Here is a 24,295-nt window from a genome sequence, read left to right as displayed (position 1 = left end):
ATGTGCCATAATCGGGCCAACGACGATAAAGGACAGGACATCACACATGGAAACCAAAGCCGTAATTGCCGCGCTGGCCGCACTGGCCCAAGAATCGCGCTTGGGCGCGTTCCGCCTGCTGGTGCAAACCGGGCCAGAGGGACTTGCCGCAAGCAAGATCGCCGAAGAATTGGACGTGGCCCCGTCCTCGCTGTCGTTCCACCTGAAAGAGCTGACCAATGCGGGACTGATCGAGTCCCGCCAGGAAGGCCGCTTCATCTACTACAGCGCGAACTTCGACACCATGAACAGTGTGCTGTCCTATCTGACCGATAACTGCTGCGCGGGCCAAAGCTGCGCTCCTTCCACCACCATCAAATCCTGCAAACCATGAACGTACTGATTCTCTGCACCGGCAACTCCTGCCGCTCCATCTTGGGCGAAGCGACCTTCAACCACCTGGCCCCAGCTGGCTGGCACGCTATCAGCGCTGGCAGCAAGCCTGCCGGTTACGTCCATCCTCGCTCACTGGCCCTGCTGGAACGCGAAGGCATTTCGACGGCGGGCTACCACAGCAAGTCGTGGGACAACCTGCCGGTCACACCGGACATCGTCATCACCGTTTGCGGCAGTGCCGCTGGCGAAACCTGCCCGGCCTACCTTGGCCCAGTGATGCGCGCCCACTGGGGCGTGGAAGACCCTGCCCACGCAACTGGCACCGATGAAGAAATCGACGCGGCCTTCATGAAGGCCTACCGCATCCTGCGCCACCGCATCGAAACCTTCTTCGCGCTGCCGCTGGAAGAACTGAAAAATGACCCAGCGCGCATGAAGGCCGAGCTGGAACGCATCGGTACCTTGCTGCCTTGATGGAGAACGGCATGAGCCAGAAGACTTACAACGTCCTCTTCATTTGCACCGGCAACTCCGCCCGCAGCATCATGGCAGAGGCCATCCTAAACGCCATTGGCGGCGGCCGCTTCCAAGCCTTCAGCGCGGGCAGCCACCCAACCGGGAAAGTGAACCCGTTTGCGATTGAACAGGCCAAGGCGGTCGGGTATTCGGTGGCGGACATGCGCAGCAAGTCCTGGGAAGAATTTTCCAAGCCTGACGCGCCTGCCTTGGACTTCGTCATCACTGTTTGCGACCGTGCAGCCGGTGAAGTATGCCCTGTCTGGCCTGGCCAGCCTGTCACTGCGCACTGGGGCTTTACGGACCCGGCAACCGCAACCGGCACCGACGATGAAGTACGCCACGTCTTCGCCACTGTATGCCGCGAAATTAAGACCCGTCTGGACATATTCTGCAGTCTCCCCGTGGAGAAGCTGGATAAGCTGGCACTGAAGCGCGAACTGGCTCGTATTGGCGAGGTGAAGGCATGACGCTGTCCCGTCGTCTTACCGCCGAAGCCCTTGGTACTGCCATCCTGTTGGCCGTCGTCGTCGGCTCCGGCATCATGGCCGAACGCCTGTCTGGAGGCAATGTGGCCGTGGCCTTGCTGGCCAATACGATTGCCACCGGCGCTGGTCTGGTCGCCTTAATCCTGATGTTCGGCACTATCTCCGGGGCGCACTTCAATCCGGCAGTGACGCTGTCGGAAGCCTGGCAGCGCAATGTACCGGCTGCGGAAGTGCTGCCGTACATTGTCGTGCAGATCATTGGCGCATTTGCCGGTGTCGCAGCCGCTCACGGCATGTTCGGCGAACCGCTGTTCTTTGCTTCCGAGCATGTCCGCTCAGGCCCGGCGCAGTGGTGGAGTGAGTTCGTCGCCACCTTTGGCCTGATCGGCGTAATTATTGGCTGTTCGCGCAGCCGTCCATCGATCACACCGTTCGCCGTTGCTGCCTACATCACCGCCGCCTACTGGTTCACATCCTCGACTTCCTTTGCGAATCCGGCTGTGACCTTGGCCCGCGCTGCAAGCAACACGTTTGCCGGTATCCGTCCTGTCGATGCACCGGGCTTCATCGTAGCCCAACTGGCGGGTATGGCCGCGGCAACCACCCTATTCTGCTGGCTGTATCCTGCGCCACCAGCCGATGCGACTGTCGGTGGCACTGTAGCACCCGGCGATTTTGCCGATTCCTTAGAAAAGCCGTGATACATGAGCATCCCTGATCTTCCGAACATCAAGGCTGAACTCCTTGACGTTCCTACCTTCGACAAGCTGGCGCCGCAAGGTGACATGACCCACCGGCCGCGCATCCTGATGCTGTATGGCTCGTTGCGTGAGCGCTCCTTCAGCCGCTTCCTGACCTACGAGGCAGCGCGCATCCTAAAGCAGTTCGGCGCCGAAGTGAAAATCTTCGACCCGATGGAACTGCCGATGGTTGGGAGCGTTCCCGAAACGCACCCAAAGGTGGTGGAACTGCGCGAGTTGTGCCTGTGGTCGGAAGGTCAGGTTTGGTGCAGCCCCGAGCGCCACGGCGCGATCACTGCTGTCATGAAAAACCAGATTGACTGGATACCACTTGAACAAGGCGCAGTGCGTCCGAGCCAGGGCCGAACGCTGGCGGTGATGCAGGTGTGCGGCGGTTCCCAGTCGTTCAACGTGGTCAACACGCTGCGCCTGCTGGGCCGCTGGATGCGCATGGTCACGATCCCGAACCAGTCTTCGGTGCCGATGGCATATAAGGAATTCGATGACGCGGGGCGTATGCGTCCTTCCGCCTACTACGACCGCGTTGTGGACGTGATGGAGGAGCTGTTCAAGTTCACATTACTGATGCGTGGCCGCACGGACTACCTGACCGACCGCTATAGCGAACGTAACGAACGTGCCGTCAAAGCGATCAACCGACAAATCACACAGCTTTAGAAATCGCGGCAGGCCGTGTTAACGAGCAGGTATCGCCAATTTCGGCGATACCCTGCGAACGTCCGCAACAATATCCGCCAAGCGCGACTGGAATTGACCCAACCCAACGGAATCAAGCCGAACGTGTTGCGCCGCTAATTCCAGCGACAGGACACCACAGCAGCTGCGCCCCAGCACTATCGTTTAGCGCAGCAACCGCCCTCAGGGTTTTGCATTGGTGGACAAACCACGGTGCCGTAAGAGCAGAACACGCAGCAATCGCCCTGCTTAGGCCGCAGAACGATGTGGCAGCTTTCGCACTCATAGTGCCACTGGCATGCGTTCACGGGCATCGTTTCCAGTTTTGCATGCCCGCATGCAGGACAGGTCAGCAGCGATTCCAGGACAACATCAATCATTTTGCGCTTCCGACAGGTTTGGACGGATAGCCAGCGGCTTCGGTTGCTTGCGTCAACGCGGCGACTGAGGTCTTGGTATCGTCGAAGGTAACAACTGCTTCACGCTTCTCAAATTCCACCTCGATTGCTACAACACCTGGCACTTTCCCCAGGGCTTTTTTTACGGTGATAGGACACGTTGCACAGTCCATTCCCGGCACCGACAGGGTAACTACCTTGGACGCGGCCCAGGACACAGAACACAGCACGGATAGGGCAACAGCAACGATGACTTTCTGCATGATCAATTTCCTCTTTAGTAAAACCAGGGTGCAATCCAAGGGAAGCTAAGTGCGACGAAAAGAAGCACAGCAACCATAATAAAAAGCACTCGGTAGGACCACTGGACCTGGGTGGTCGCGCAAACTTCGCCCGTTTCGCAGGACGAGGCAGGGCGCCAGATTCGCCGCCACGACCCGGCCAACGCAATGAATGAAAGCCCAACGAAGTAAAGTCGGTACGGCTCCAGCAGGGTCAAATTCCCTATCCAGGCACCGGACACACCGAGCATCAACAATACTAACGGGCCAAGGCAGCAAGATGAGGCCAGGATGGCAGCCACGCCCGCCGAAAACAGGCCGATGCGGCCTGATAAAGCGCTTCGTGCGGTTGGAGTTTTGAGTTTCATGGGGTAATCTTACCTCCGTACATAAGTACGGAATCAAGATCAAAAATGAGCAAGAACAACGCAGATTTCACGATTGGCTCCTTGGCCAAGGCCACTGGTGTTAATGTGGAAACCATTCGCTTTTACCAGCGCAAAGGATTGGTGGCAGAACCGGACCGGATGCACGGTGCCATTCGGCGATATACCGATTCAGACTTGGCACGCTTACAGTTCATAAAGTCCGCTCAGAGGATCGGCTTCTCTTTGGACGAAATTGCCGAACTGCTGAAACTGGACGATGGGACGCACTGCGTGGAGGCCCGCGATCTGGCCGCGCAGAAGTTGCGAGACGTCCGCCAGCGCATTGCCGATCTGCGCGGAATCGAAGCAGCGCTGGACCAGCTCGTACTCAGTTGCGGGCAGGCAACCGGGAGTGTCAAATGCCCCTTGATCGAATCACTGCACCATCAACCGCGAAGCACCGGCACCCGCGCTTAAGCGAAGGTTACCGGCCCCCCTCAAGCGGCTTGAAATGGTGGTACTTATGGTGGTATTTTTTGGAGCGAACCGATAAGTTCCCGCAATTTTCATTCTATGGAAGCCAACTTGTACGGTAGACGCCGTCTCCACCACCGAACAAAGAAAATGGGCTCCAAGCGCAAGCTTGGGGCCCTTTTTCTTTGCTCATAAGCGCAGAGTTGGCTGGACGTCCGCTTCCAAACGGACGGCTCTTCGATTCGCCTATTCTCGAAATCGCAAAGCGATTTCGCGCCGCGTCAGCGGCTCACGGCAAGCTCAGCCTTGATCCCCCCATCGGCGCCAATCCGAGCTATAGTTGTTAAAATGAAAATCTTTATCTTTAGCCTACTCTTCGTCACTAGCGGCGCGATCGCACAATCAATCGTGCTGGACCAACAACAGCTGCTAGACGATGTACGCATCCTGGCGTCCACCGATTTTGGCGGTCGCGCTACCGGCACGGGCGGAAACCATAAAGCGCGCACCTATCTTCGCAAGCGCTTCGAAGCCGTCGGCATCAAAGCATTCCCCTCCGGTTATGAACAGGCTTTCACTTTCACGCGCAGGTTTTGGAGGACAACCGAAAACGGCGTCAATCTGATGGGCTATATCCCCGGTACCCGTTCACCCAAAAGCTATCTCGTGATTAGCGCGCACTACGACCACCTTGGCTCACGCAAAGGAAAACTTTATCCAGGCGCTGACGATAACGCTTCCGGCGTCGCCGTGATGCTGGCAGCAGCAGCCTGGTTCAAGCCGCATCCGCCCGCACATTCGATCCTTTTTGTCACCTTCGACGCGGAGGAATTGGGCATGAAGGGCTCACGCTATTTTGTCAGCGCGCTGCCCGTGCCGAAAGAGCAGGTGGTCATGAACCTGAACCTGGACATGGTGAGCCGCAACGATAAAAATGAGATATATGTCGCGGGCATCAGCAAGCGCTCCGACTTCAAGCCGCTAGTGCAGCAAGCCGCCGCACGCAGCACCGTCGCGGTCAGATACGGGCACGATTCCTTTTTCGCGCACGGCGACAATTGGACCGACAGTTCCGACCAGGCGCCTTTCAACGATGAAGACATTCCCTTCCTCATGTTCGGCGTGGAAGATCATGCGGACTATCATCAGCCGAGCGACACTTTCGAGCACATCCAGCAGGACTTCTTCGCCAAAACGGCCCACTTGATCGTTGATACTGCCACCGTACTGGATCAGCACCTCGACGAAGTGAAGGCGAAGCGTAGCTGGTGGTGATTCGGTACCATGAATCGGTACCATGATTAGGTACCATGATTCGGTACCAGGTCTGTCATTCGGACAGATAGCGCTCGCATTTGACGAATCTCAAGTTCGAAATTCGGTCGATGTTTCGTATTGATCTTTCTCAAAGACTCGGCTCGCTTGTCCGAATGACAGACCTGGCACTGGCTCTTGCCACAACGCCTGCCAAGTGACGGCGTTATTCATTCGGGGATGCCGCATGCCGCTACCGTCACTCCGGACTACGAGTCGATCCTGTAGATCTGCGGCACGAGCAAGTTCTTGGCAACGAAGTCCGAGGCCATTGGCAGCAAATGCCCGTAGTCCCGAGCGGTCAAACCCTTTCGTACATCGTCGCCAAGATAAGTCAGGCAGCCATCTTCATTGCACATCAAGGACATCACGTCGACATAATTGATGTTCGCTTCGGCGTAAGCTTTTTTCAGTTCGGTATTGGTCTCATACATCGCCATGTTCAACCCACTGAAGGTGTACCTCGGCGTATGGATCATGTATTTGCGCGCAACGAGCTTGACCAGGTCTGTTTGCCAGCGCGTTACCGGCCCGACAAATATTACGTGCTTGGCGCCCAACTCCAGAACCTGCTTGTTAACCTGGGCGGCTTCGGAAGCACTTAGCGGAACAACCTGGGAAACTAGAACAACATCTGGCTTTGCCCTTGCAATCGATTCTTTGGCCATCTGATTTGACTTCGCACACAGCGCCGACTTGCGTGTGCCATCAAGATGATTGGCGAGTACGCCGCAATTGGACGTCGCCACCTGAAGAATTTGCCAGTCATCCGACAGTTGGCGCGACAAGCCGAAATAAAGCTGCTGCGCATGCGAATCGCCCCAAAGGAAGATCGATTTGCTTTTTGCGAAGTCGCGCGTGTAGCAGTTGCTGGAGATCTCGCTTCTTGCCACATAATGAACACCGGCGACTTCCTGATCGACGTCCAGGAAATTGCACTCATGCCGATATGCTTTGCGCATAGCACTCCCTGGAATCGTCTCATTCATTTCGCTGTAGTAGCTGATAAATTCATCCGCGCCTTTGGATTGGAATCCGTTCCAGTAATAAACAATCAAGCCCAGGATGCCAGTTACGCCAACAAGCACGGCGAGCAAAGCGACCCTTGTTTTCCCGAACACGCCAAAACGCACCGGGATTTCAATGAATCGATAGGTGAACCATGCCAACGCAACAGATAGCAAAACGGCGGCAAAACGCAATTGAACAGTGGGCGTACCTCCTAGAAATGTGCTCAGGAAGGAAAGCAACGGCCAATGCCAAAGGTAAAGAGGGAAACTGATCAAACCAATCCACACCAGCACCCGGTTTGACAAGACAACCTTGTTGACCCAGGCGTTGGGACCTGCACAAATGATCAGCACCGCGCCAAGCACGGGAACGAGCGCCCATTTGCCGGGAAAGCCGATCTCTTTGTCCAACAGGCCAAACCCACAAGCCAGCAAGACCACCCCCACGATGGATGCCCAGCCTGGTATGACATTGCCGCCCTCTTTCCGCTCTGCCGGAATTTGGCGAATCGCGCAGCATAAAGCGCTGCCAAACATCAGCTCCCAGAAACGTGTCTGTGGGGCATAGAAGTCCTCGGTCAGATCGATTCCCGACTGCCTGATGTTCAGGTAAAAGGAAGCCATCGCGGCTAACAAGCTAATCAGCAGGAAGTTCCATTTGCGATGGAAGGCAAGCCACAAAACCAGGGGCCAGACAATGTAGAACTGCTCCTCCACCGCCAGGCTCCAAAGGTGGAGCAGTTGCTTCGAGTCCGCCGCCGCACCGAAATAGTTGGCTTCCTTCGCGAGGATAAAGTTGGATGCGAATACCGAACCGCCCGCGATATGCTTGCCCAACGACTTATATTCGTCGGCCATCAACAAGCACCAGCCCAGGGCCAGGCATGCGGCGAGAATCAGAAACAGTGCAGGAAAAATGCGCTTGATGCGGCGCTGGTAGAAATCGCTGAAGGTGAAGGTCCCCCGCTCCAGCCCGTCCAAAACGATCCCGGAAATCAAGAAGCCCGAGATAACAAAGAAAACGTCCACGCCGATAAAGCCACCGCGGAGCGAACTGGGGAATGCATGAAAAAAGACGACCGCCATGACTGCGATAGCCCTTAATCCATCGATATCGCTTCGATAACCGGGCCGAGAGATAAGGGTCGAATCCACAGTGCTTTTCGTTTAAGAAAAGAACGATTCTACGTTTATCCAATCTTTCCATCAAGAACTATGATTCGTCCCGAGAGCAGGCCAATTCATGCATTGACTTTTCATTTGCGACGATTATACTCACAATTATTAGCGCAACACGGCAGCGTGTCTGCGCATTTTTTACAACCCAATATGTGCATATGCACAGTTATCACGGAGTTAAATATGCAAGGACAGAACCAACCCTCGCGCATCTTTCTGCGCCCCGTCGCAGCGGTACTGGCGACTGCCGGCTTGATCGCAGCGTCGCTTAGCGGCTGCGTCGATGCGAACAGCAAAGATGCGCCGCCTGCACCGAAAGCTCCCCCTATCACGGCCGCAGTCGTGGTTGAAAAGCCCGTCACCGAGACCCAGGAATTCAGCGGCCGGATGGAGTCCGTAGAGCACGTGAATATTCGTTCTCGCGTTTCAGGCTATATCACCTCCGTGAATTTCCAGCCGGGCAGCCAGGTGAAAAAGGGGCAGGTTCTGTTCGTGATCGATCCCCGCCCCTTCCAGGCGGAAGCCGATCGCGCACAAGCTGCAGCGGCATCGGCGCAAGCGAAAGCCGACCTCGCGCGCCTGGAACTGGCGCGTGCGGAAAAGCTCTTGGCCGATAAAGCGATTGCGCAGCGCGAGTTCGACGAGCGTTCCGCCAACCTGAAAGAACTGGATGCCAATGCGCGTGCGGCACTGGCGCAATACAGCAACGCGAAGCTCAACCTGGGCTACACCCAGGTCATCGCTCCGATCGACGGCCGCGCGAGCAAAGCGGAAATCACTGTCGGCAACCTGATCGACCCGAGCGCGGTGCTGACCTCCGTAGTTTCGGATGACAAGATCTATGCGAGCTTCGACGGCGACGAGTCCACCTACTTGCGCGTCGGCGCCCTGGCGCATGGCGGTAAGCAGGTCAATGTGCGCATTGGCCTGGCCAGCGAGACGGGTTTCCCGCACGAGGGCAAGCTGGAATTCGTCGACAACAAACTTGACGTGAAGACCGGCGCCGTCCGCATGCGCGCTGTCTTCCCCAACAAAGACAACCTGCTGGTGCCTGGCCTGTTTGCGCGCGTTCAGATTGAATCGAGCAGCGACGGAAGGCCTAACACCAACGCTTTGCTGATCACCGAGCGCGCCGTCGGTACTGACCAGAGCCGCAAATTTGTCTACGTCATCGATAAGGAAAACAAGGCGGAATACCGCGAAGTGGTCCTTGGCCAGACGATTGATGGCCTGCGCATTGTGCGTTCCGGCCTGAAGTCGGGTGAAAAGATCGTCGTCAACGGTTTGCAGCGCGTGCGCCCAGGCGCTCCGGTCTCCCCTGAGATTGTGGGGATGGATGCGGAAGCACAAGCCAAAGCGGCCGGCGGCGGCGCCAAGGGGTAAATCATGAACTTCTCCCGCTTCTTTGTAGACAAGCCGATTTTCGCCGCGGTCCTGTCGATCATCATCTTCGTCGGCGGCCTGATCTCGATCTTCAAGCTGCCAATTTCCGAGTATCCGAACGTGGTGCCGCCATCGGTGGTGGTGCGTGCGCAGTACCCAGGCGCCGATCCTAAAGTCATCGCTGAGACGGTCGCCGCTCCGCTGGAGGAACAAATCAACGGCGTGGAAGACATGCTGTATATGTCTTCACAAAACACCTCGGACGGCGCGCTCAAGCTCACGGTGACCTTCAAGACCGGCACCAACATCAAGCAAGCCGAAACCGAAGTCCAGAACCGCGTCCAGCGCGCCCTGCCCCGACTTCCGGACGAAGTGCGGCAGCTGGGTGTGACCACAGTGCGGTCGTCACCAAGCCTGACGATGGTAGTGCACCTGGTCTCGCCGGACAATACTTACGATGACCTGTACCTGCGTAATTACGCGGTGATCAACGTCAAGGACCAATTGGCGCGCCTGTCCGGCATGGGGGACGTGATCCTTAACGGTTCCGGTGACTACGCCATGCGCGTCTGGCTGGACCCGCAGAAGGTCGCAGCGCGTAACCTGACCGCGACCGACGTGACCAATGCCATTCGCGAGCAGAACCTGCAGGTGGCCGCCGGTGTCGTCGGCGCGTCGCCAAGCAAGAACAGCGAGTTCCAGCTGACGCTGAACACCAAAGGCCGCCTGAAGTCTGTCGAAGATTTCGGCAATATCATCGTCAAGACCAATGAGGATGGCGGCGTGACGCTGCTGAAGGACCTGGCCCGCATTGAAATGGGTGCAGGCTCCTATGCATTGAACGCCCTGCTGGACAACAAACCGGCGACCGCACTGGTCATCTACGCGGCCCCCGGCGCCAATGACCTGCAAATCTCCGCCGATGTTCGCGCCAAAATGGAAGAGCTGAAAAAGGACTTCCCGAAGGGCCTGGAGTACCGCATCGCCTATGACCCAACCCAGTTTGTCCGCGAATCCATCGAGGCAGTGATCCATACCCTGCTCGAGGCCATCGTCCTGGTTGTGATCGTGGTGATCGTCTTCCTGCAAACCTGGCGCGCCTCCATCATCCCGCTGCTGGCCGTGCCGGTATCGGTAGTTGGTACTTTCGCAGTGATGCTGGGCTTCGGCTTCTCCGTCAATACGCTTACCTTGTTCGGTTTGGTGCTTGCCATCGGTATTGTGGTGGACGATGCGATTGTGGTCGTTGAAAACGTCGAACGGAATATTGCTGCCGGCCTTGCCCCGCGCGATGCGACCATCCAGGCCATGAAAGAAGTCTCCGGCCCGATCATCGCAATTGCGCTGGTGCTGTGCGCTGTGTTCGTGCCGATCTCCTTCGTTTCCGGCCTGACTGGCCAGTTCTACCGCCAGTTCGCACTGACGATCGCTATTTCGACCGTCATCTCTGCGTTCTCTTCGCTCACCCTGGCTCCTGCCTTGTCGGCAGCCCTGCTGAAACCACATGACGCTCCAAAGGATGCGCTGAGCCGCATCATGGAGAAGGTCCTGGGCGGTTTCTTCGCTCGCTTCAACCGCTTCTTCAACCGCTCTTCGGAAAAGTATGAAGGTGGGGTCAAGGGCGTTTTGGGCCGCAAGGCGGCCTCGGTTGGCTTCTACCTTATCCTGGTAGCCGCCGCGGCCCTGATGTTCAAAGTCGTGCCAGGTGGTTTTGTACCATCGCAGGACAAAGGCTATCTGGTTGGCTTCGCAAAGCTGCCGGAGGCGGCATCGCTGGAACGCACGCAGGACGTGATCAAACGCACCGGCAAGATTGCCCTGGGTGTTCCAGGCGCGCGCAACGCGGTTGCTTTCCCTGGCTTCTCGGTGAACGACCTGACGACCGCGCCAAACCAGGGCATCGTGTTCGTGGGCGAACAGCCGCCACGGACCCGCACTACAAAGGAAACCAGCGGCCCAGGCATTGCCTCTGAAATCAACAAGCGCGTCGGCTCCATCCAGGATGCGTTTATCCGCGTCTTTTCGCCGCCCCCAGTGTACGGCCTGGGCACCATCGGTGGCCTGAAGATGATGGTGGAAGACCGCGGCAACCTGGGCTACGACGAGTTGTACAAGGCCACGCAGCAGCTGATTGAAAAGACCCGCACCGCACCGGAGCTGGTCGGCGCGTTCTCTGGCTACCAGGTCAACGTGCCGCAGCTGTATGGCGATATCGACCGCATCAAGGCGAAGCAACTGGGTGTGCCGCTGCAGACCATTAACCAGACCTTGCAGATCAACCTCGGCTCGCTGTACGTGAACGACTTCAACCAGTTTGGCCGTACCTACCAGGTACGTGTGCAGGCCGATTCCCAGTTCCGCTCACGCGTGGAAGATGTCGCGCAACTCAAGGTTCGCAGCAATAGCGGCGAGATGATTCCGCTGTCGTCACTGATGAAGATCAGCGACAGCTATGGTCCTGACCGCGTACAGCGCTACAACACTTACGTGGCTGCGGACCTGAACATCAACCCTGCTCCAGGCTACTCGACCTCCCAGGCACGCGCCGCCATGGAGCGACTGGCCAACGACACGCTGCCAAACGGTATCAGCTACGAGTGGACCGAGCTGACCTACCTGGACATCATCGCCGGCAATACGCTGATCTTTGTGTTCCCGGTTTGTGTTTTGCTGGTGTTCCTGGTGCTGGCCGCGCAGTACGAAAGCTGGACCTTGCCGCTGGCCGTGATCCTGATCGTTCCAATGTCAATCCTCAGCGCCCTGATCGGCGTGAAGCTGACTGCGGGCGACAATAACATCTTCACGCAGATTGCATTGTTCGTGCTGGTGGGGCTGGCATCGAAGAACGCCATCCTGATCGTTGAATTCGCCCGTGAGCTGGAACACCAGGGCCGCACGGTTGTCCAGGCGGCACTGGAAGCCTCGCGCTTGCGCCTGCGTCCAATCCTGATGACCTCCATCGCCTTCATCATGGGCGTGGTGCCGCTGGTGTTCTCGCATGGCGCCGGCTGGGAAATGCGTCATGCCATGGGCGTGGCCGTATTTGCGGGCATGTTGGGCGTGACCTTCTTTGGCCTGTTCCTGACACCTGTGTTCTATGTCCTGCTGCGCACCGTGGCTGAGCGCTTCGCATCGAAGAAAGTCGCGGCGCCAGCTCAAATCGAAGGAGCCCTTTAAATGAACTCGATGATTGCAAAGGGCGTTGCGCCCATCCTGGCCGCGCTGCTGCTGACGGCGTGCGCCGCTCCGGCATTCAATCAGCCGGACGTCCCCGTGCCACTGGCATTCAAGGAAGCCAAGCCCGGCGTGCTTGTCGCGCCAGATGGCTCGCGCTGGCAGCAGGCACGGCCGGCTGAACAACAGCCCCGAGGCGAATGGTGGCTGGCTTTCAAAGACCGTGCGCTCACCGCCCTGATCGCGGAAGCCACCGCCAACAATGCCAACCTCGCCCAGGCAGCCGCTCGCGTCAAGCAGGCGCGCGCCATTGCGGGCATCGCCGAATCCGACCGTATGCCGCAGGTTGGCATTGATGCCGGCGCCCAGCGAGCGCAAACTCCGGGCGGCGCGCCAGGAACGACCTACTCCGCCCACCTGACAGCGAGCTATGAAGTAGACCTGTTTGGACGGGTGGCATCGAATGTCGCCGCTGCGCGCAATGATGCTGCTGGCTCGCAGGCGGCATATCGTTCGGTGCTGCTCTCCCTGCAAGCCGATGTCGCGCAGGCCTACTTCCGCCTGCGCGCCACCGATGCCGAACTGGAGACGCTCGCCGAAACAGTCCGTTTGCGCGAAGAGAACGTGAAGGTGAACCAGCGCCGCTTCGATTTGGGCGATATCGGCGAATTCGACCTTTCCCGTGCAAAAACCGAGTTATCGACCACGCGTGCGGAAGCGGTCAGCTTGCAGCGCCAGCGCGCCACCGTTGAACATGCATTGGCGGTCTTGCTCGGCGTGCCAGCATCGAGCTTCTACGCCGATCCAAACCCGCTGCTGGATTCAGCCAAGCTGCCGGCGATCCCTGCCGGACTGCCGTCCACCCTGCTTGAACGGCGCCCGGATATCGTGGCCGCCCAGCGCAGCATGGAAGCGGCCAATGCCCGGATCGGCGTGGCGCGGGCAGCCATGTTCCCGTCCTTGAACATCGGTGCTTCCGGCGGCGGCGCATCGAGCGTCGCGTCGAGCATTTTCAGCTCTGGCGGCCAGGCATGGCTCCTGGGCGCGATGCTGGCGGCTCCGCTGATCGACGGTGGGCGGAACAAGGCCAACGTGGCGCGCAGCGAAGCCGCACTGGAAGAGTCGGTGGCATCCTACCGCCAGAGCGTTCTGGCGGCATTTGCAGAGGTTGAAGACAATCTCGCCGGATTGCGCGTACTGGCGGGACAAACTGCGGAAATCGAGGAGGCGCTGCTCTCCGCCCGCCGCTCGGCCGACCTGGCGCAAAAGCTGTATAGCGCTGGCCGATCAAGCTACCTGGAGCTGTTGGACGCGCAACGCAACCTGGCTGCGGTGGAGCGTAGCGCCGTTCAGTTGCGCGGCAATCGTGCCGTCACGACGGTTTCGCTGATCCGTGCGCTGGGTGGAGGATGGGATGCTGCGGAGGCGACTGCGGCGCCACAGCCAGAGAGGACTGCCTTCGCGCTGCGCTGACCGGGTGCGCCGGCGGCTGCTCCAGGATTGGGACAGTCGCCGGGCTTCGGTTAAACTCACATTTGAAGAGGGCAATCAGCGTAATCATGTCAATCAAGAATGTGCAATTTACCGTCGCAACCCATGTCGCTGCAATTTTAGGCATGCACTACGGAAGCGACGTCAAATCGTCCGTGCTGGCGAGCAGCGTCAACGCCGAACCTACGTTCGTTCGGCGCACCGTTGCCAAGCTGGCGAAAGCGGGCCTGGTGGCAACAAGCCGAGGCAAGAACGGCGCGTGCACCCTGGCGCGCAGCCCCCGCGAAATCAGCCTCCTGGACATCTATCGCGCCAGCCAGGCGCCGGCTGCACCTGCAATCCACAGCTACAACGTGCTTGAAAAATGCATGGTCAGCGTCCATTTCAAAGGGTGCATGGCTGGCGTACTGGATGATGCGCATGAAGGCTTTGAAGCGCGCCTGGCAGCGCGCCCCTTATCCTCTCTCCTGGACGATATCCGTCACCGGGATGCGGCGCTTAAGGAAATGGCGGCATGAGCAAAGAAATTAAACGGGAAGCATGCAACTATTTTGCCTTGCGCCAGGCGACGCGAGCGGTGTCCATCATTTACGACCGCCATATTGAAAAGGCAGGCATCACCTCAACCCAGTACAGCATTCTGCGCGCGATTCACAATCGTCCAGGCATCACCATGCAGGAGCTGGCGGAAACCATGGTCATGGACCGTACCGTGGCGCTGCGCGCGATTCAGCCACTGAACCGCGACGGCCTGGTGCAGCTCAAACCGGCCCCGGACCTGGCCCGCAAACAGTCGCTCTCCCTCACCAAGGATGGCGAGGCAAAGCTTTCCGAAGCTGAAGCCCACTGGCGGGATGCGCAGGCTGAATTTGAAGCCTCCTTTGGCCGGGATGAGGCTGCGGCGCTTCGCAAAATCCTGCTAAGTATCAAGAGCGACAGGACTTAGTCCCTATTCTTGCATGCGCTGGTACTTGTTGATCCAGTTCACCTCCCAAGTCTTGCCGCCATCAACCGAGAACGCCTGCTCCGATTGCGCGGTGTCGGGGGTGATGCCCCAGATGGAGAAGCGCACCAGCACCTGTTTGCCGTCGATTGTCTCCTGGTCGTAAAAGTCGCCGCGCCCGTTCTTGAATTCACCCACGCCCGGCACGCCAAGCTTGCCGCCGGCAGGCGTCGCAAAGTTGATACTCCACTGTCCGGTCTGCGGGTTGTAGAGGCGCATCGCCATCAGTTCGACGTGGCCGGCGGCGCCGTCAGCCTTGTATTCGGCCAGGTTGGCGCGGCCGTCCCAGACTTTTGAGACAACCGTCACCCCGTCCATGTCACGCCATTCCTTGCTGCCGGTAAGCGGGTGCATCAGGCGCGAAGAGTGGGTTTTCCAGGCGCCGATGTCGAATGCAAAATCGTTGCTGCCATCACGCCGTCCCGCCCCGGCGGCATGCGCCACGGTCCGTACCAGCGCGGGCTTTGGCGCCGGCTGCGTGTCCATCGTCTTCAAGGCAGTGAATTCCTGCTCCCACGTGACACCACCATCGGTCGAATAGGATTCCGTATAGCGATGGGAAGTTGGCGTGATCTCGGACCATACGCCACGCACGAGAATGGCGCGCCCATCCAGGCGCTCATGCGAGAACAACTCGATACGCCCATCCCGCATGCTGCCCACCAGCGAGGTATCGAATTCGGCATGTGCGCTGTTAAAGAAGTTCTGGCTCCATTGCCTGCCCTTCGGGTCATACAGGAATAGCGAAGCACCCTGCCAATGGCCTTGCGGCCCGTCGACATTGATCTCCTCAAGGAAGGCACGGCCGCCCCACACATTGCGCGCAACGACCGTGCCGTTCATCTCCACGGTCTCCGATGAGCCGCTCAGCGGATGCAGGCGGCGTACGATATGCGTCTTCCATGCGCCCTTGGTGAAGTCAAAGTCGTGCTGGCCATCGCGCTCTTCGGCCGCAGGCGCCACCGCAGGCAGAACGAAGGCAATCGCCAGGGCACAGATCAAGCGGGGAAATTTCACAGGCATTTAGTCCTCCAGGAAGTAAAGAAATTTGCGCTATGATTCATCGGCCATGGCCACGGCTGAAGGGCCACCCTGGCAAAGAATTGGTGGGCCACTTTTCATTGGGGACGTGCGTTGGATCCAATCTTTGAACTTGGGCTGCAGCCCTTGGAGAAGCATTCGCGTGATGCGGTGCGGCGGCTTGTCGAGCAGCTCAAGGAGGCCATCGGCGATGGCCGGCTGGCCCCGGGTTCGCGCCTGCCCTCCACGCGCCAGGCGCAGGATCTGTTCGGGGTTTCGCGCAACACGGTCGCCGAGGTCTACGACCAGTTGTGCAGCGAAGGCCTGATCGTCGCGCGCCATGGTTCCGGGACCTATGTGGCGGACGCGCCGCCGCCCCTCGCGTCCCGCGCCGCGCCTGCGCATCCGATGGCCTACCGTTTGAACCCCATCTGGGAACGCGCAGACCTGGTCAGCGCGATGCGATTCTGGAACGATCCCGCACCGCCGCCGCGAGAGCCGAAAAGCGCAACTGCCATCGACTTGCGTCCTGCCCTGGTAGATTCGCGCCTGTTCCCTTTTGATGACATCCGCCGCACGCTGGCCAAGCAATTGCGTACACTGGAAACGCGTCCTTCCAGCCTGCGCAGCCCGCAGGGGAACCAGGGCAATTTTGCGCTGCGCAGCGCCATTACCCGTCATATCGCCGTGACGCGCGCCGTGGCTTGCCTGCCCGAGGACGTGCTGGTGACATCCGGTGCGCAGCAGGGCTTCGATTTGCTGGCGCGCGTCCTTGTCACGCCCGGGCAAACGGTGGTGGCGCTCGAAGATCCAGGCTACCCGCCCATGCGCGCGGCCTTTGCCGCCGCCGGCGCAAGAGTGGTCAGCGTAGGAGTCGATAGCGCGGGCTTGATGGTCGGTGCGATTCCATCGGAAGCAAGCATTATCTGCCTGTGCCCTTCGCACCAGTTTCCGCTTGGCGTCACGATGTCGCAGGAACGGCGCAATGCCCTGGTAGCACTGGCGCGCGCACGCGGCGCCGTCATCGTGGAAGACGACTACGACGGCGAATTCCGTTTCGATGGCGAGCCCTTGGCTGCCTTGCGGTCGAAAGATGCGGCGGACGTGGTTTTCTATGTCGGCACTTTTTCAAAATGCATGCTGCCGACGCTTCGCCTGGGCTTCGTCGTCGCGCCACCGTGGGCGATGGCGACACTGGTGCTGGCCAAGAATTGCCTGGACTGGCATTGCCCGACCGCGATGCAGATGGCAGTTGCCAGTTTCATCGCCGAAGGCCGCCTTACCCAGCATGTACGCAAGATGCGCCACATGTACCGCCAGCGCCGGCAGCTTCTCACCGACGCCCTGCAGGGAGAACTGGGCGCATGGCTGGAGCTGATACCTTCCAGTTACGGCATGCATCTGGGCGCCTACCTGCGCGACGGGATCGATGCCGAAAACCTGCTGCAGCGGCTGGCGCAGGGCGGCGTAAAGATGCACAGCTTCGCGCGCTATTACGCCGGCGGCCATGGCAGGCCTGGCCTGGTGTTCGGCTATGGCGCCGCCGACCTGTCGCAACTGGAGCTGGCGCTTGCCCTGCTCCGTTGCGAGTTGGCCAAGTCTCCGGGCCGGCAGCGCCGCCTTGGCTGAACCGCCCGGTCACACGCCGACGAATGCCGGCAAGGCGTCGAAGCTGGAGGCGATGGCGTCCGGCGCCACCCCCAGTTGCTCCGCCGGCGCATTCAGGCGGTTGATCCAGATCGTCGGGAAGCCGAAGGTTTTGGCGCCTGCGGCATCCCAGCCGCCGAAGGCGACAAAGGCGATCTGGTTCGGCGCCAGGCCAAATCGGTCAACCGCCATCTGGTAGGCGCGCGGATCAGGTTTGTAGGCCTTCACCAGGTCGGCCGACAGCAGGTGGTCGAAGACCCCTTCCAGGCCCGAATTTGCCATCCCTTTTTCCAGCATCGGCACGCTGAAATGCGTCAATGGCGCGAGGCGCAGGCCTGCAGCTTTCAGGCGGCGCAGCACAGGAGCCACGTCCGGCCAGGTGCGCAGGTCGAGGAAGCCGGCGACAAGCTGCTTGCGCTGCGCTTCGGTGGCAGTGATCTTTTCCTGCGCCAGCGCAAACACCAGCGCATCGTCGGCAATACGCATGAAGGTTGCATAGCTGCCCGTCAGCGTACGCAGCCAGCTGTATTCAAAGATGCGCACGCGCCAGGCCGTTGCCAGTGCATTGCCGCGACCGGGGAAGAACTGCTCGGCCAGCGCGAAGATCGGACGCGGATCGAACAAAGCCAAGCCGTCGAATGCCACGGCTTTGATGCCGGACGTTGCTGCTTGCGCTGGAAGCATGACGGTTGCCGCAGCTGCGGCGGTGGCACTGATAAATTTGCGGCGGTTCATCGTGTTCTCCGAAAGGTTTCTTGATGTGTACACTTTACGGATTTCCGCCCCAAAGCAGAATCCATCGCTAGAGGAATAGTTCCTTCCGCTTTTCGCAATAATGGCCCCCATTGCCTGATGTGGACTGACGCACAGAACGCACTGCACTGTCCGTCGTAGGATGGTGGCTGTCCTGGGGAGGCAGCGTGGATCAGCGAAGGCATCATGACCGGCGTCACGATAGCGGTACTGCGGAACGGTTTGACATGGCCGTACGCACGGCCCTGGCGTTCGACCAGGGCGCCGCTTACAGTTACCTCGCCATCAGCGGCGTGGAGCACATGCTGATCCGCTCCTTCGCGGAACGCTTTCCTACCCAGGTCCGTGCAGTCGTCTCCCTGCCCTGGTATGCCACTGACCGCCGCAGCGATTCAATGCAGCGTGCGTTCTGAGCGCCAGGATCGGACCCTGTTCGCATTCCTAGCCGCCTCCTTCACGACGATTTAACTGCAGCGAGTGCGTTGCTGTTGGCTTAGAATAGTGCGCATATGAAACGCAAAGCTTTCATTGCCCTATGCCTGCTAGCTGCCGCCAACGCATTTGCCGATTGCGGCACGATCCGTATTGGCTACCCCGACCAGCACCGCCCTCCCTATTGGATGGGCAACGGCCCGACTGTGCCCGAACCGCCCGGGGCCGCCGTGGATTTCCTGCGCGAACTTGCAGCCAGCGGCGGCTGCACCGTGGAATTGGTGCGCTTGCCGATGATGCGCTTGCGCAGTTCTCTCATCAGCGGCGCGGTGGACATGGCGCCGGTCGACATCACCGCCGATGGCCAGCCCGGCATCGTGATGCCGCGCGACCCGCAAGGCAAGCCGGACACCAAGCGCGCCACCACCTTGGCCCTGGTCGCTTTCGTGCGTGCGAAGGATGGCTTCATGCACGATGCCGACCCGATGGACCTGGTACGCGGCAAACGGGTCGGCGTGATGTATGGCTCTTCCTATGCGAAACGGCTGGAAAGTGCCGGGGCCATCCTCGACCAGGGCGGACCGACCGTGCCGAGCAATTTCGACAAGCTGCAGCTTGGCCGGATCGATGCTTTCGTCGTGCCTTTGCTGGTGGCGACGGACATGGACAAATACGTTGCCGAACGCTACAAGGGCGAACTGGTGCGCCTGGAAAAGCCGGTCTTAAAATCCTTCAACTGGATCGCCACCAACCCCGCCTATTATGGTGCGCACCGGCGCGACGTCGATACCCTCTGGAACTGGATCGGCACCGACGGCAATAAGCGTTTCAACCAGCTGCTACGCAAATACATCGAGTAATGGCAGTTTCCTCCCTACGAGCCTAAAATGGGCTATTGGCCCGGCGACAAGGAGGCAATCATGTCCACACTCAACAGGGGGCGCAGCCTGGAGCAGCAAACCCACGATGGCACCAGCAGCATCGGCACTATGGGCGCTGGCTGTACCGGCCGCCGCAACCTATCCCAAGTGCAAGAAGGCAACCAGCAATCGGCCGAATCGGCTGGCCGTACCGATGACCTGTTGTCCGGCTGCGTTGGCGAAGGCGAACGCGAGCATGGTTTCCAGACCGGCCCGCAATTCCGGCAAGGCGAGGCCCGGCAAACCGGTCCCGACACGGTCCGCCGCAGCGAACGCTAAATTCTTGATCAAGCATAAGTTTTACCGTTGAACAATTTTCCTGGGTGGCGCATAATGCGAATGATAATAATTCTCATTACGATGCCACTTTAGGAAAACCGATGAAGTTGAACCGTTCCCCGCTGGCGCTCGCCGTCGCGCTGGCCCTGCCCTGCACCGCCGCTTTCGCCGCTCCTGCCGAAGACACCACCCTCGCCACCGTGACCGTCACCGCCGGCCGCGAAGCTGCCTACAATCCGAGCACTGCCAGCAGCGCTACCAAGATCGACGCGCCTTTACGCGACGTGCCGCAAACCGTGAACGTGGTGCCGCAGGAGCTGCTGCGCGACCAGGGCGCCAGCTCCATGGAAGACGTGCTGAAAGCGATACCGGGTGTCGGCCTGTCCAGCGGCGACGGCCAGCGCGACCAGGTGAGCATCCGCGGCTTTACCGCCATCGCCGACCAATTCATCGATGGCATGCGCGATGACGCGCTGTACTTCCGCGACCTGTCCAATATCGAGCAGGTGGAAGTGATCAAAGGGCCAGCTTCAGTACTGTATGGCCGCGGTTCTTCCGGCGGCATGATCAACCGCATCACCCGGAAGCCAGGCATTGACCGCGCGGAAGCTACGCTAAGCTTTGGCAGCTGGAAGCGCAAGCGCGGCGAATTCGACCTGGCGCGCAAACTGCCGGACAGCGGCGTGGCCTTTCGCGTCACCGGCGCAAAGGAAGATGCGGACAGCTACCGCGACCAGCAATTCCTGAAGCGCGAGGCGTTCTCGCCTTCCCTGCTGTGGAAGCTGGGCGCCGACACTACCCTGCTGGTGCAGGGCGAATACCTGTCCGACCGCCGCCTGACCGACTTCGGCATCCCTTCCTACAAAGGCTTGCCGGTCGACGTGGACCCGGCCACCTACTACGGCGCAGCCAATGCGCGCGACGTGGACTTCACCCAGTCGCGCGTGAAGGCGCTGTCGGTGGCGCTGGATCATCGCATCAACGCCAACTGGTCGCTGCGCAATGCCTTTCGCCGCTACGACTACTCCCTTAACCGTAACAACACCATGCCCGGCAGCGTGAATGAAGCAGCGCAGACTGTTTCGCTCACCCACGGCAACGTGCGCCGCGATGAAGACGGCTACTTCAACCAGACCGAATTGACCCAGCGCGCGGACTTCTTCGGCATGCAGCACCAGCTGCTGTACGGCGTGGAGATCGGCAAGCAGGACAAGGACCAGGTCAACCGCTCGCAAGCCAATGTCGCAACAGTCAACCTGTTCCATCCAGTGCTGCCGGTACTGCAGCTGATGGCCAACGTGGCGCCTGGCACCGACAACCTCGGCATCCTGAAGAACAAGAGCGCCTACCTGCAGGAGCTGGCGACGCTGACGCCGCAGTGGAAGCTGCTGGCCGGCGTGCGCTACGACGATTTCAGCCAGGAGACGCGCGAGCGCCGCCCAGGCCAGAAGAACCTGGAACGTACCGACCGCGCCTGGAGCCCGCGCGCCGGCCTGGTGTACCAGCCAAGCGGCAGTGCCTCCTATTACGCCTCGTTCAGCAAATCGTTCCAGCCATCCGGTGAAACGTTCGCCCTCTCCGCCAGCAACGCAGCCATCGAGCCGGAGCAGACCAGCAACAAGGAGGTGGGCGCGAAGCTGGACCTGTTCGACGGCCTGGCCACGGTGGGCGCTTCGCTGTTCCGCCTTGAGCGCACCGGCATCAAGAGCACCGACCCGGTCACCAATCTCGTGATCCCCATCGGCACCCAGCGCACCGACGGCCTGGAGCTGACCTTCAGCGGCGAACTGGGCCAGGGCTGGCAAATTTCGTCCGGCCTGGCGCTGCTCGACGCCGAGATCATCAAGTCCGTCGCCCGCGACGACGGCCAGCAGGTGCAGGGCAAGCGCCCGACGCTCACGCCCAGGCACAGCGCCAACCTGTGGCTGAACAAGGCCCTGGGCGGCGGCTGGTTCACCGGCGCCGGCGTGAATTACCAGGGCGACCGCTTCGCCAACCCGGGCAACACCACCACCCTGCCCGGCTACACCGTAGTCGATGCCATGCTGGCCTACCGCGCCGCGTCCTGGGAGGTGCAGCTGAACGTCAGCAACCTGTTCGACCGCGAATACATCGTATCCGGCCACGGCTCCAGCAAGCTGCTCAACGTACCAGGCGCCCCGCGCAATGCCCGCGTCACAGCCCGCTACCGCTTCTGAGCTAAAATCGGGACATTACTTTGAAAGGAATGTCCCGATGATTTTCGAGCTGGCGGAATTTGAGATCAAGGATGGCCAAGGCGCCGATTTTGAAGCAGCAGTACAGAAAGCCGTGCCGCTGTTCCAGCGCGCCAAAGGCTGCAAATCCATGCGCCTTGAGCGCGTAATCGAGCGCGCCAATACCTACATGCTGGTCATCGTGTGGGAAACGCTGGAAAACCATACGGTTGATTTCCGCGGCAGCGAAGATTTCCAGACCTGGCGCGGCATGGTCGGCCAGTACTTCGCCAACACTCCTCGCGTTGAGCATACCGCCAACGTGGTGGCCGGCTTCGGCAACTAGGACGCAAGGCGCGCGCCGCAGCTGCGCGCCTTACGCGACAATCTCCCCACACAGGAGAAAGATCATGCCCAACACTATCTACCGCAATTTCCGCCAGATCGCGGACGCCGAAGGTGCGCGCAGCGCCTTGCTGGCTGAAGGCTTCGCCAACTCGGCGGTGCAACTGAACCTGCACGAAGCACGTCCGCTGACAACAACGACATCCGCCGTGCAGCACATCATGGATTCGCTGACGCCGGATGATGTCGACAACACGGACAAGCCGGACCGCCCCGCCGCCCTGCTGTCGGTCGACGTGGACGACGATGCCCAGCGCGATCAGGCCGACCGCATCATGTCGCGCTTCGGCGGTCAGGAAGCCTAGTTCTGCACCAGCCTCAATCCCGCCACCCCGCCGACAATGGCGGCCATGCAGGCCAGCCTGGCCAGCGTCGCTGATTCTCCCATGAACAGCACTCCCGCCAGCGCTGTACCCACCGCGCCAATACCGGTCCACACCGCGTAAGCCGTTCCTACCGGCAGTGAGCGCAAAGCCAGCGACAGCAAATAGATGCTGGCCAGTCCAGCCAAAGCCGTCAAACCGCCGGGCAGCGGCCTGGTAAAACCTTGCGACCACTTCATACCGAGTGCAAAAGCGATTTCCAACAGGCCGGCAACGGTCAGTAACATCCAGGGCATTTCCAATCCTTTCATTTCATGAGGACGGCCATTGTCGGGCTGTCGTGGACGGTCCTGGCCGAGCTTGTCACAAGCTTGGCCGAAAATGACTCAATTGCACACTATCGGCCAAAAGCTTGCCGACCGATAATGGATTTATCGCTAATCCATTGGGTGCAAATCATGCAAACAACGACAATCCGGACACTGCCGACCAGCGGCGCTTCAGTCAAAAATCTTCCCGTCAACCTGTTCGGCGCCGTCATGGGGATTGCCGGCCTGGCGCTGGCATGGCGTGGCGCGGCCCACCTTTTCGGCAGCAGCAGCCGGATTGCCGACGGCATCGGCGTCCTCGCACTGCTGGTGTTTGCAGTGCTCACCGTTGCTTACCTGCTTAAATGGGCAGTCTTCCCGGATGCGGTGAAGGCCGAGTTTACGCATCCGGTCGGCGGGAACTTCTTCGGTACGGTCACGATTGCCATCTTGCTGCTGTCGGGCGTGGTGGCGCCATGGAACGCCACCCTGCAGCACTTGGCCTGGACGGCCGGCGCACTCTCCACCCTGGTGCTGGCTTATGTGGTCGTATCGCGCGTGTTGAAGGGGAACGTTGCTGCTGCCAACGTCGTGCCGGCCTGGCTGATCCCCGGCGTGGCTTCGCTCGATATTGCCGTCACCGGCGGCGCCTGGAGCCACGAGGTCAATATGCTGGCGCTTGGCATCGGTACGGCAATCGCCGTCGTGTTCTACGTGCTGATCTTCAGCCGCCTGGTACATGGCGAGCCGCTGCCGGCCGGCATGGTGCCCTCGCTGATGGTGATGATCGCTCCGTTCGAAGTCGGCTTCCTGGCCTACGCCAACGTCACGCAGCACATCGATATGTTTGCTGCCATGCTGTTCTATTTCGGCCTGTTCATGTTCCTTGTGCTGGCCCCGCGCGTGTTCCGCCGATCGGTGCCGTTTGCCCCGTCGTGGTGGGCGATCAGCTTCCCGATCGCCGCCCTGGTGAACGCTGCCCTGAAGTATGCCGCCGTTGCCGACAGCGCCGCTGTCACGCTGCTGGCTGCTGCGCTGCTGGCATTCCTGACGGTTGCCATTGCCGTGCTGCTGCTGCGTACCTTATATTCGCTTTACAACGGCAAACTCCTGGCGGGCTGAC

General features: G+C 60.0%; 27 protein-coding genes. 20 read left to right on the top strand and 7 right to left on the bottom strand.

Annotated elements, in window-relative coordinates; translation table 11 throughout:
* Positions 1-46: 46 nt before the first annotated feature.
* From GM658_RS08315 to arsH, 5 genes are read left to right on the top strand one after another with little or no spacing between them, the layout of a single operon-like run.
* Entirely contained in the window at positions 47-373 is a 327-nt protein-coding gene (locus GM658_RS08315) for an ArsR/SmtB family transcription factor (protein ID WP_155453553.1), read from the top strand.
* Positions 370-849: an arsenate reductase ArsC gene (locus GM658_RS08310; protein ID WP_155453552.1), complete on the top strand. Its 480-nt coding sequence runs from the start codon at positions 370-372 to the stop codon at positions 847-849. Before GM658_RS08315 ends, GM658_RS08310 begins: the two co-directional genes overlap by 4 nt.
* An 11-nt stretch (positions 850-860) precedes the next feature.
* On the top strand, positions 861-1,361 hold the full coding sequence (locus GM658_RS08305) for an arsenate reductase ArsC (RefSeq protein ID WP_155453551.1): 501 nt from the start codon (positions 861-863) through the stop codon (positions 1,359-1,361).
* On the top strand, positions 1,358-2,080 hold the full coding sequence (locus GM658_RS08300) for an MIP/aquaporin family protein (RefSeq protein WP_155453550.1): 723 nt from the start codon (positions 1,358-1,360) through the stop codon (positions 2,078-2,080). The genes GM658_RS08305 and GM658_RS08300 overlap by 4 nt, the downstream gene beginning before the upstream one ends.
* A gap of 3 nt (positions 2,081-2,083) precedes the next feature.
* Positions 2,084-2,797, top strand: coding sequence for an arsenical resistance protein ArsH (arsH, locus tag GM658_RS08295; RefSeq protein WP_155453549.1), 714 nt, complete (start codon positions 2,084-2,086; stop codon positions 2,795-2,797).
* A gap of 176 nt (positions 2,798-2,973) precedes the next feature.
* On the opposite strand, the gene GM658_RS29250 is transcribed toward arsH, so the two are convergent.
* Genes GM658_RS29250 through merT form a run of 3 tightly spaced genes read right to left on the bottom strand, consistent with a single transcriptional unit; the run spans position 2,974 to position 3,862 of the window.
* Entirely contained in the window at positions 2,974-3,195 is a 222-nt protein-coding gene (locus GM658_RS29250) for a GDCCVxC domain-containing (seleno)protein (RefSeq protein WP_170298732.1), read from the bottom strand.
* Positions 3,192-3,476 carry a mercury resistance system periplasmic binding protein MerP gene (merP, locus tag GM658_RS08290; protein WP_155453548.1) on the bottom strand — a complete coding sequence of 95 codons (285 nt, stop codon included), beginning with the start codon at positions 3,474-3,476 and terminating at the stop codon, positions 3,192-3,194. The genes GM658_RS29250 and merP overlap by 4 nt, the downstream gene beginning before the upstream one ends.
* Before the next feature lie 14 nt (positions 3,477-3,490).
* The gene (gene merT / locus GM658_RS08285) at positions 3,491-3,862 is read right to left on the bottom strand and encodes a mercuric ion transporter MerT (protein ID WP_155453547.1); all 372 of its coding nucleotides are present in this window, start codon (positions 3,860-3,862) and stop codon (positions 3,491-3,493) included.
* A 45-nt stretch (positions 3,863-3,907) separates the two neighbouring features.
* On the opposite strand from merT, the gene merR reads away from it, so the two are divergent.
* Positions 3,908-4,339 carry a mercury resistance transcriptional regulator MerR gene (gene merR, locus GM658_RS08280; RefSeq protein ID WP_155453546.1) on the top strand — a complete coding sequence of 144 codons (432 nt, stop codon included), beginning with the start codon at positions 3,908-3,910 and terminating at the stop codon, positions 4,337-4,339.
* A gap of 345 nt (positions 4,340-4,684) precedes the next feature.
* On the top strand, positions 4,685-5,611 hold the full coding sequence (locus tag GM658_RS08275; RefSeq protein ID WP_155453545.1) for a M20/M25/M40 family metallo-hydrolase: 927 nt from the start codon (positions 4,685-4,687) through the stop codon (positions 5,609-5,611).
* Positions 5,612-5,859: 248 nt separating this feature from the next.
* Here GM658_RS08275 and GM658_RS29755 read toward each other — a convergent pair whose 3' ends face one another.
* Positions 5,860-7,815 carry an acyltransferase family protein gene (locus GM658_RS29755; RefSeq protein ID WP_155453544.1) on the bottom strand — a complete coding sequence of 652 codons (1,956 nt, stop codon included), beginning with the start codon at positions 7,813-7,815 and terminating at the stop codon, positions 5,860-5,862.
* 207 nt (positions 7,816-8,022) lie between these two features.
* Here GM658_RS29755 and GM658_RS08265 point away from each other — a divergent pair, with 207 nt between their 5' ends.
* Genes GM658_RS08265 through GM658_RS08245 form a run of 5 tightly spaced genes read left to right on the top strand, consistent with a single transcriptional unit; the run spans position 8,023 to position 14,833 of the window.
* Positions 8,023-9,222: an efflux RND transporter periplasmic adaptor subunit gene (locus GM658_RS08265; protein WP_155453543.1), complete on the top strand. Its 1,200-nt coding sequence runs from the start codon at positions 8,023-8,025 to the stop codon at positions 9,220-9,222.
* A 3-nt stretch (positions 9,223-9,225) separates the two neighbouring features.
* Entirely contained in the window at positions 9,226-12,399 is a 3,174-nt protein-coding gene (locus GM658_RS08260) for an efflux RND transporter permease subunit (RefSeq protein ID WP_155453542.1), read from the top strand.
* Positions 12,400-13,869 (top strand): efflux transporter outer membrane subunit, encoded by a 1,470-nt coding sequence (locus GM658_RS08255; protein ID WP_155453541.1) that lies wholly within the window; start codon positions 12,400-12,402, stop codon positions 13,867-13,869.
* Positions 13,806-14,405, top strand: coding sequence for an RrF2 family transcriptional regulator (locus GM658_RS08250; protein ID WP_155453540.1), 600 nt, complete (start codon positions 13,806-13,808; stop codon positions 14,403-14,405). The genes GM658_RS08255 and GM658_RS08250 overlap by 64 nt, the downstream gene beginning before the upstream one ends.
* Positions 14,402-14,833 carry a MarR family winged helix-turn-helix transcriptional regulator gene (locus GM658_RS08245; RefSeq protein ID WP_155453539.1) on the top strand — a complete coding sequence of 144 codons (432 nt, stop codon included), beginning with the start codon at positions 14,402-14,404 and terminating at the stop codon, positions 14,831-14,833. Before GM658_RS08250 ends, GM658_RS08245 begins: the two co-directional genes overlap by 4 nt.
* A 3-nt stretch (positions 14,834-14,836) precedes the next feature.
* On the opposite strand, the gene GM658_RS29065 is transcribed toward GM658_RS08245, so the two are convergent.
* Positions 14,837-15,913 (bottom strand): hypothetical protein, encoded by a 1,077-nt coding sequence (locus tag GM658_RS29065; RefSeq protein ID WP_211841836.1) that lies wholly within the window; start codon positions 15,911-15,913, stop codon positions 14,837-14,839.
* 111 nt (positions 15,914-16,024) lie between these two features.
* Here GM658_RS29065 and pdxR point away from each other — a divergent pair, with 111 nt between their 5' ends.
* A complete protein-coding gene (gene pdxR / locus GM658_RS08235) occupies positions 16,025-17,539 on the top strand; it encodes a MocR-like pyridoxine biosynthesis transcription factor PdxR (RefSeq protein ID WP_211841835.1) in 1,515 nt (504 codons plus the stop codon).
* 9 nt (positions 17,540-17,548) lie between these two features.
* On the opposite strand, the gene GM658_RS08230 is transcribed toward pdxR, so the two are convergent.
* On the bottom strand, positions 17,549-18,292 hold the full coding sequence (locus tag GM658_RS08230; protein ID WP_155453538.1) for a haloacid dehalogenase type II: 744 nt from the start codon (positions 18,290-18,292) through the stop codon (positions 17,549-17,551).
* A 245-nt stretch (positions 18,293-18,537) separates the two neighbouring features.
* On the opposite strand from GM658_RS08230, the gene GM658_RS08225 reads away from it, so the two are divergent.
* The 6 genes from GM658_RS08225 (at position 18,538) to GM658_RS08200 (ending at position 22,846) form a co-directional block, all read left to right on the top strand.
* Entirely contained in the window at positions 18,538-18,723 is a 186-nt protein-coding gene (locus tag GM658_RS08225) for a hypothetical protein (RefSeq protein WP_155453537.1), read from the top strand.
* Between the two features lie 96 nt (positions 18,724-18,819).
* The gene (locus tag GM658_RS08220) at positions 18,820-19,602 is read left to right on the top strand and encodes a substrate-binding periplasmic protein (protein ID WP_155453536.1); all 783 of its coding nucleotides are present in this window, start codon (positions 18,820-18,822) and stop codon (positions 19,600-19,602) included.
* 60 nt (positions 19,603-19,662) lie between these two features.
* Positions 19,663-19,941, top strand: coding sequence for a hypothetical protein (locus tag GM658_RS08215; protein WP_155453535.1), 279 nt, complete (start codon positions 19,663-19,665; stop codon positions 19,939-19,941).
* Positions 19,942-20,042: 101 nt separating this feature from the next.
* On the top strand, positions 20,043-22,139 hold the full coding sequence (locus GM658_RS08210) for a TonB-dependent receptor (RefSeq protein WP_155453534.1): 2,097 nt from the start codon (positions 20,043-20,045) through the stop codon (positions 22,137-22,139).
* 37 nt (positions 22,140-22,176) lie between these two features.
* Positions 22,177-22,482 carry an antibiotic biosynthesis monooxygenase family protein gene (locus GM658_RS08205; RefSeq protein ID WP_155453533.1) on the top strand — a complete coding sequence of 102 codons (306 nt, stop codon included), beginning with the start codon at positions 22,177-22,179 and terminating at the stop codon, positions 22,480-22,482.
* Positions 22,483-22,546: 64 nt separating this feature from the next.
* Complete coding sequence (locus GM658_RS08200) at positions 22,547-22,846, top strand: hypothetical protein (RefSeq protein WP_155453532.1); 300 nt, start codon at positions 22,547-22,549, stop codon at positions 22,844-22,846.
* Here the strand turns inward: GM658_RS08200 and GM658_RS08195 are convergent.
* Positions 22,843-23,160 carry a DMT family transporter gene (locus tag GM658_RS08195; protein ID WP_155453531.1) on the bottom strand — a complete coding sequence of 106 codons (318 nt, stop codon included), beginning with the start codon at positions 23,158-23,160 and terminating at the stop codon, positions 22,843-22,845. The genes GM658_RS08200 and GM658_RS08195 overlap by 4 nt on opposite strands.
* Positions 23,161-23,322: 162 nt before the next feature.
* On the opposite strand from GM658_RS08195, the gene GM658_RS08190 reads away from it, so the two are divergent.
* Positions 23,323-24,294, top strand: coding sequence for an SLAC1 anion channel family protein (locus GM658_RS08190; protein WP_155453530.1), 972 nt, complete (start codon positions 23,323-23,325; stop codon positions 24,292-24,294).
* The last annotated feature ends 1 nt before the right edge of the window (position 24,295 follow it).

It is taken from the genome of Massilia eburnea, assembly GCF_009720745.1.
In the GTDB taxonomy this organism is placed as follows: Bacteria; Pseudomonadota; Gammaproteobacteria; order Burkholderiales; family Burkholderiaceae_D; genus Rugamonas; species Rugamonas eburnea.
Note: the sequence above shows the minus strand (reverse complement) of the source record. Positions and strands in the feature narration are given on the sequence as shown.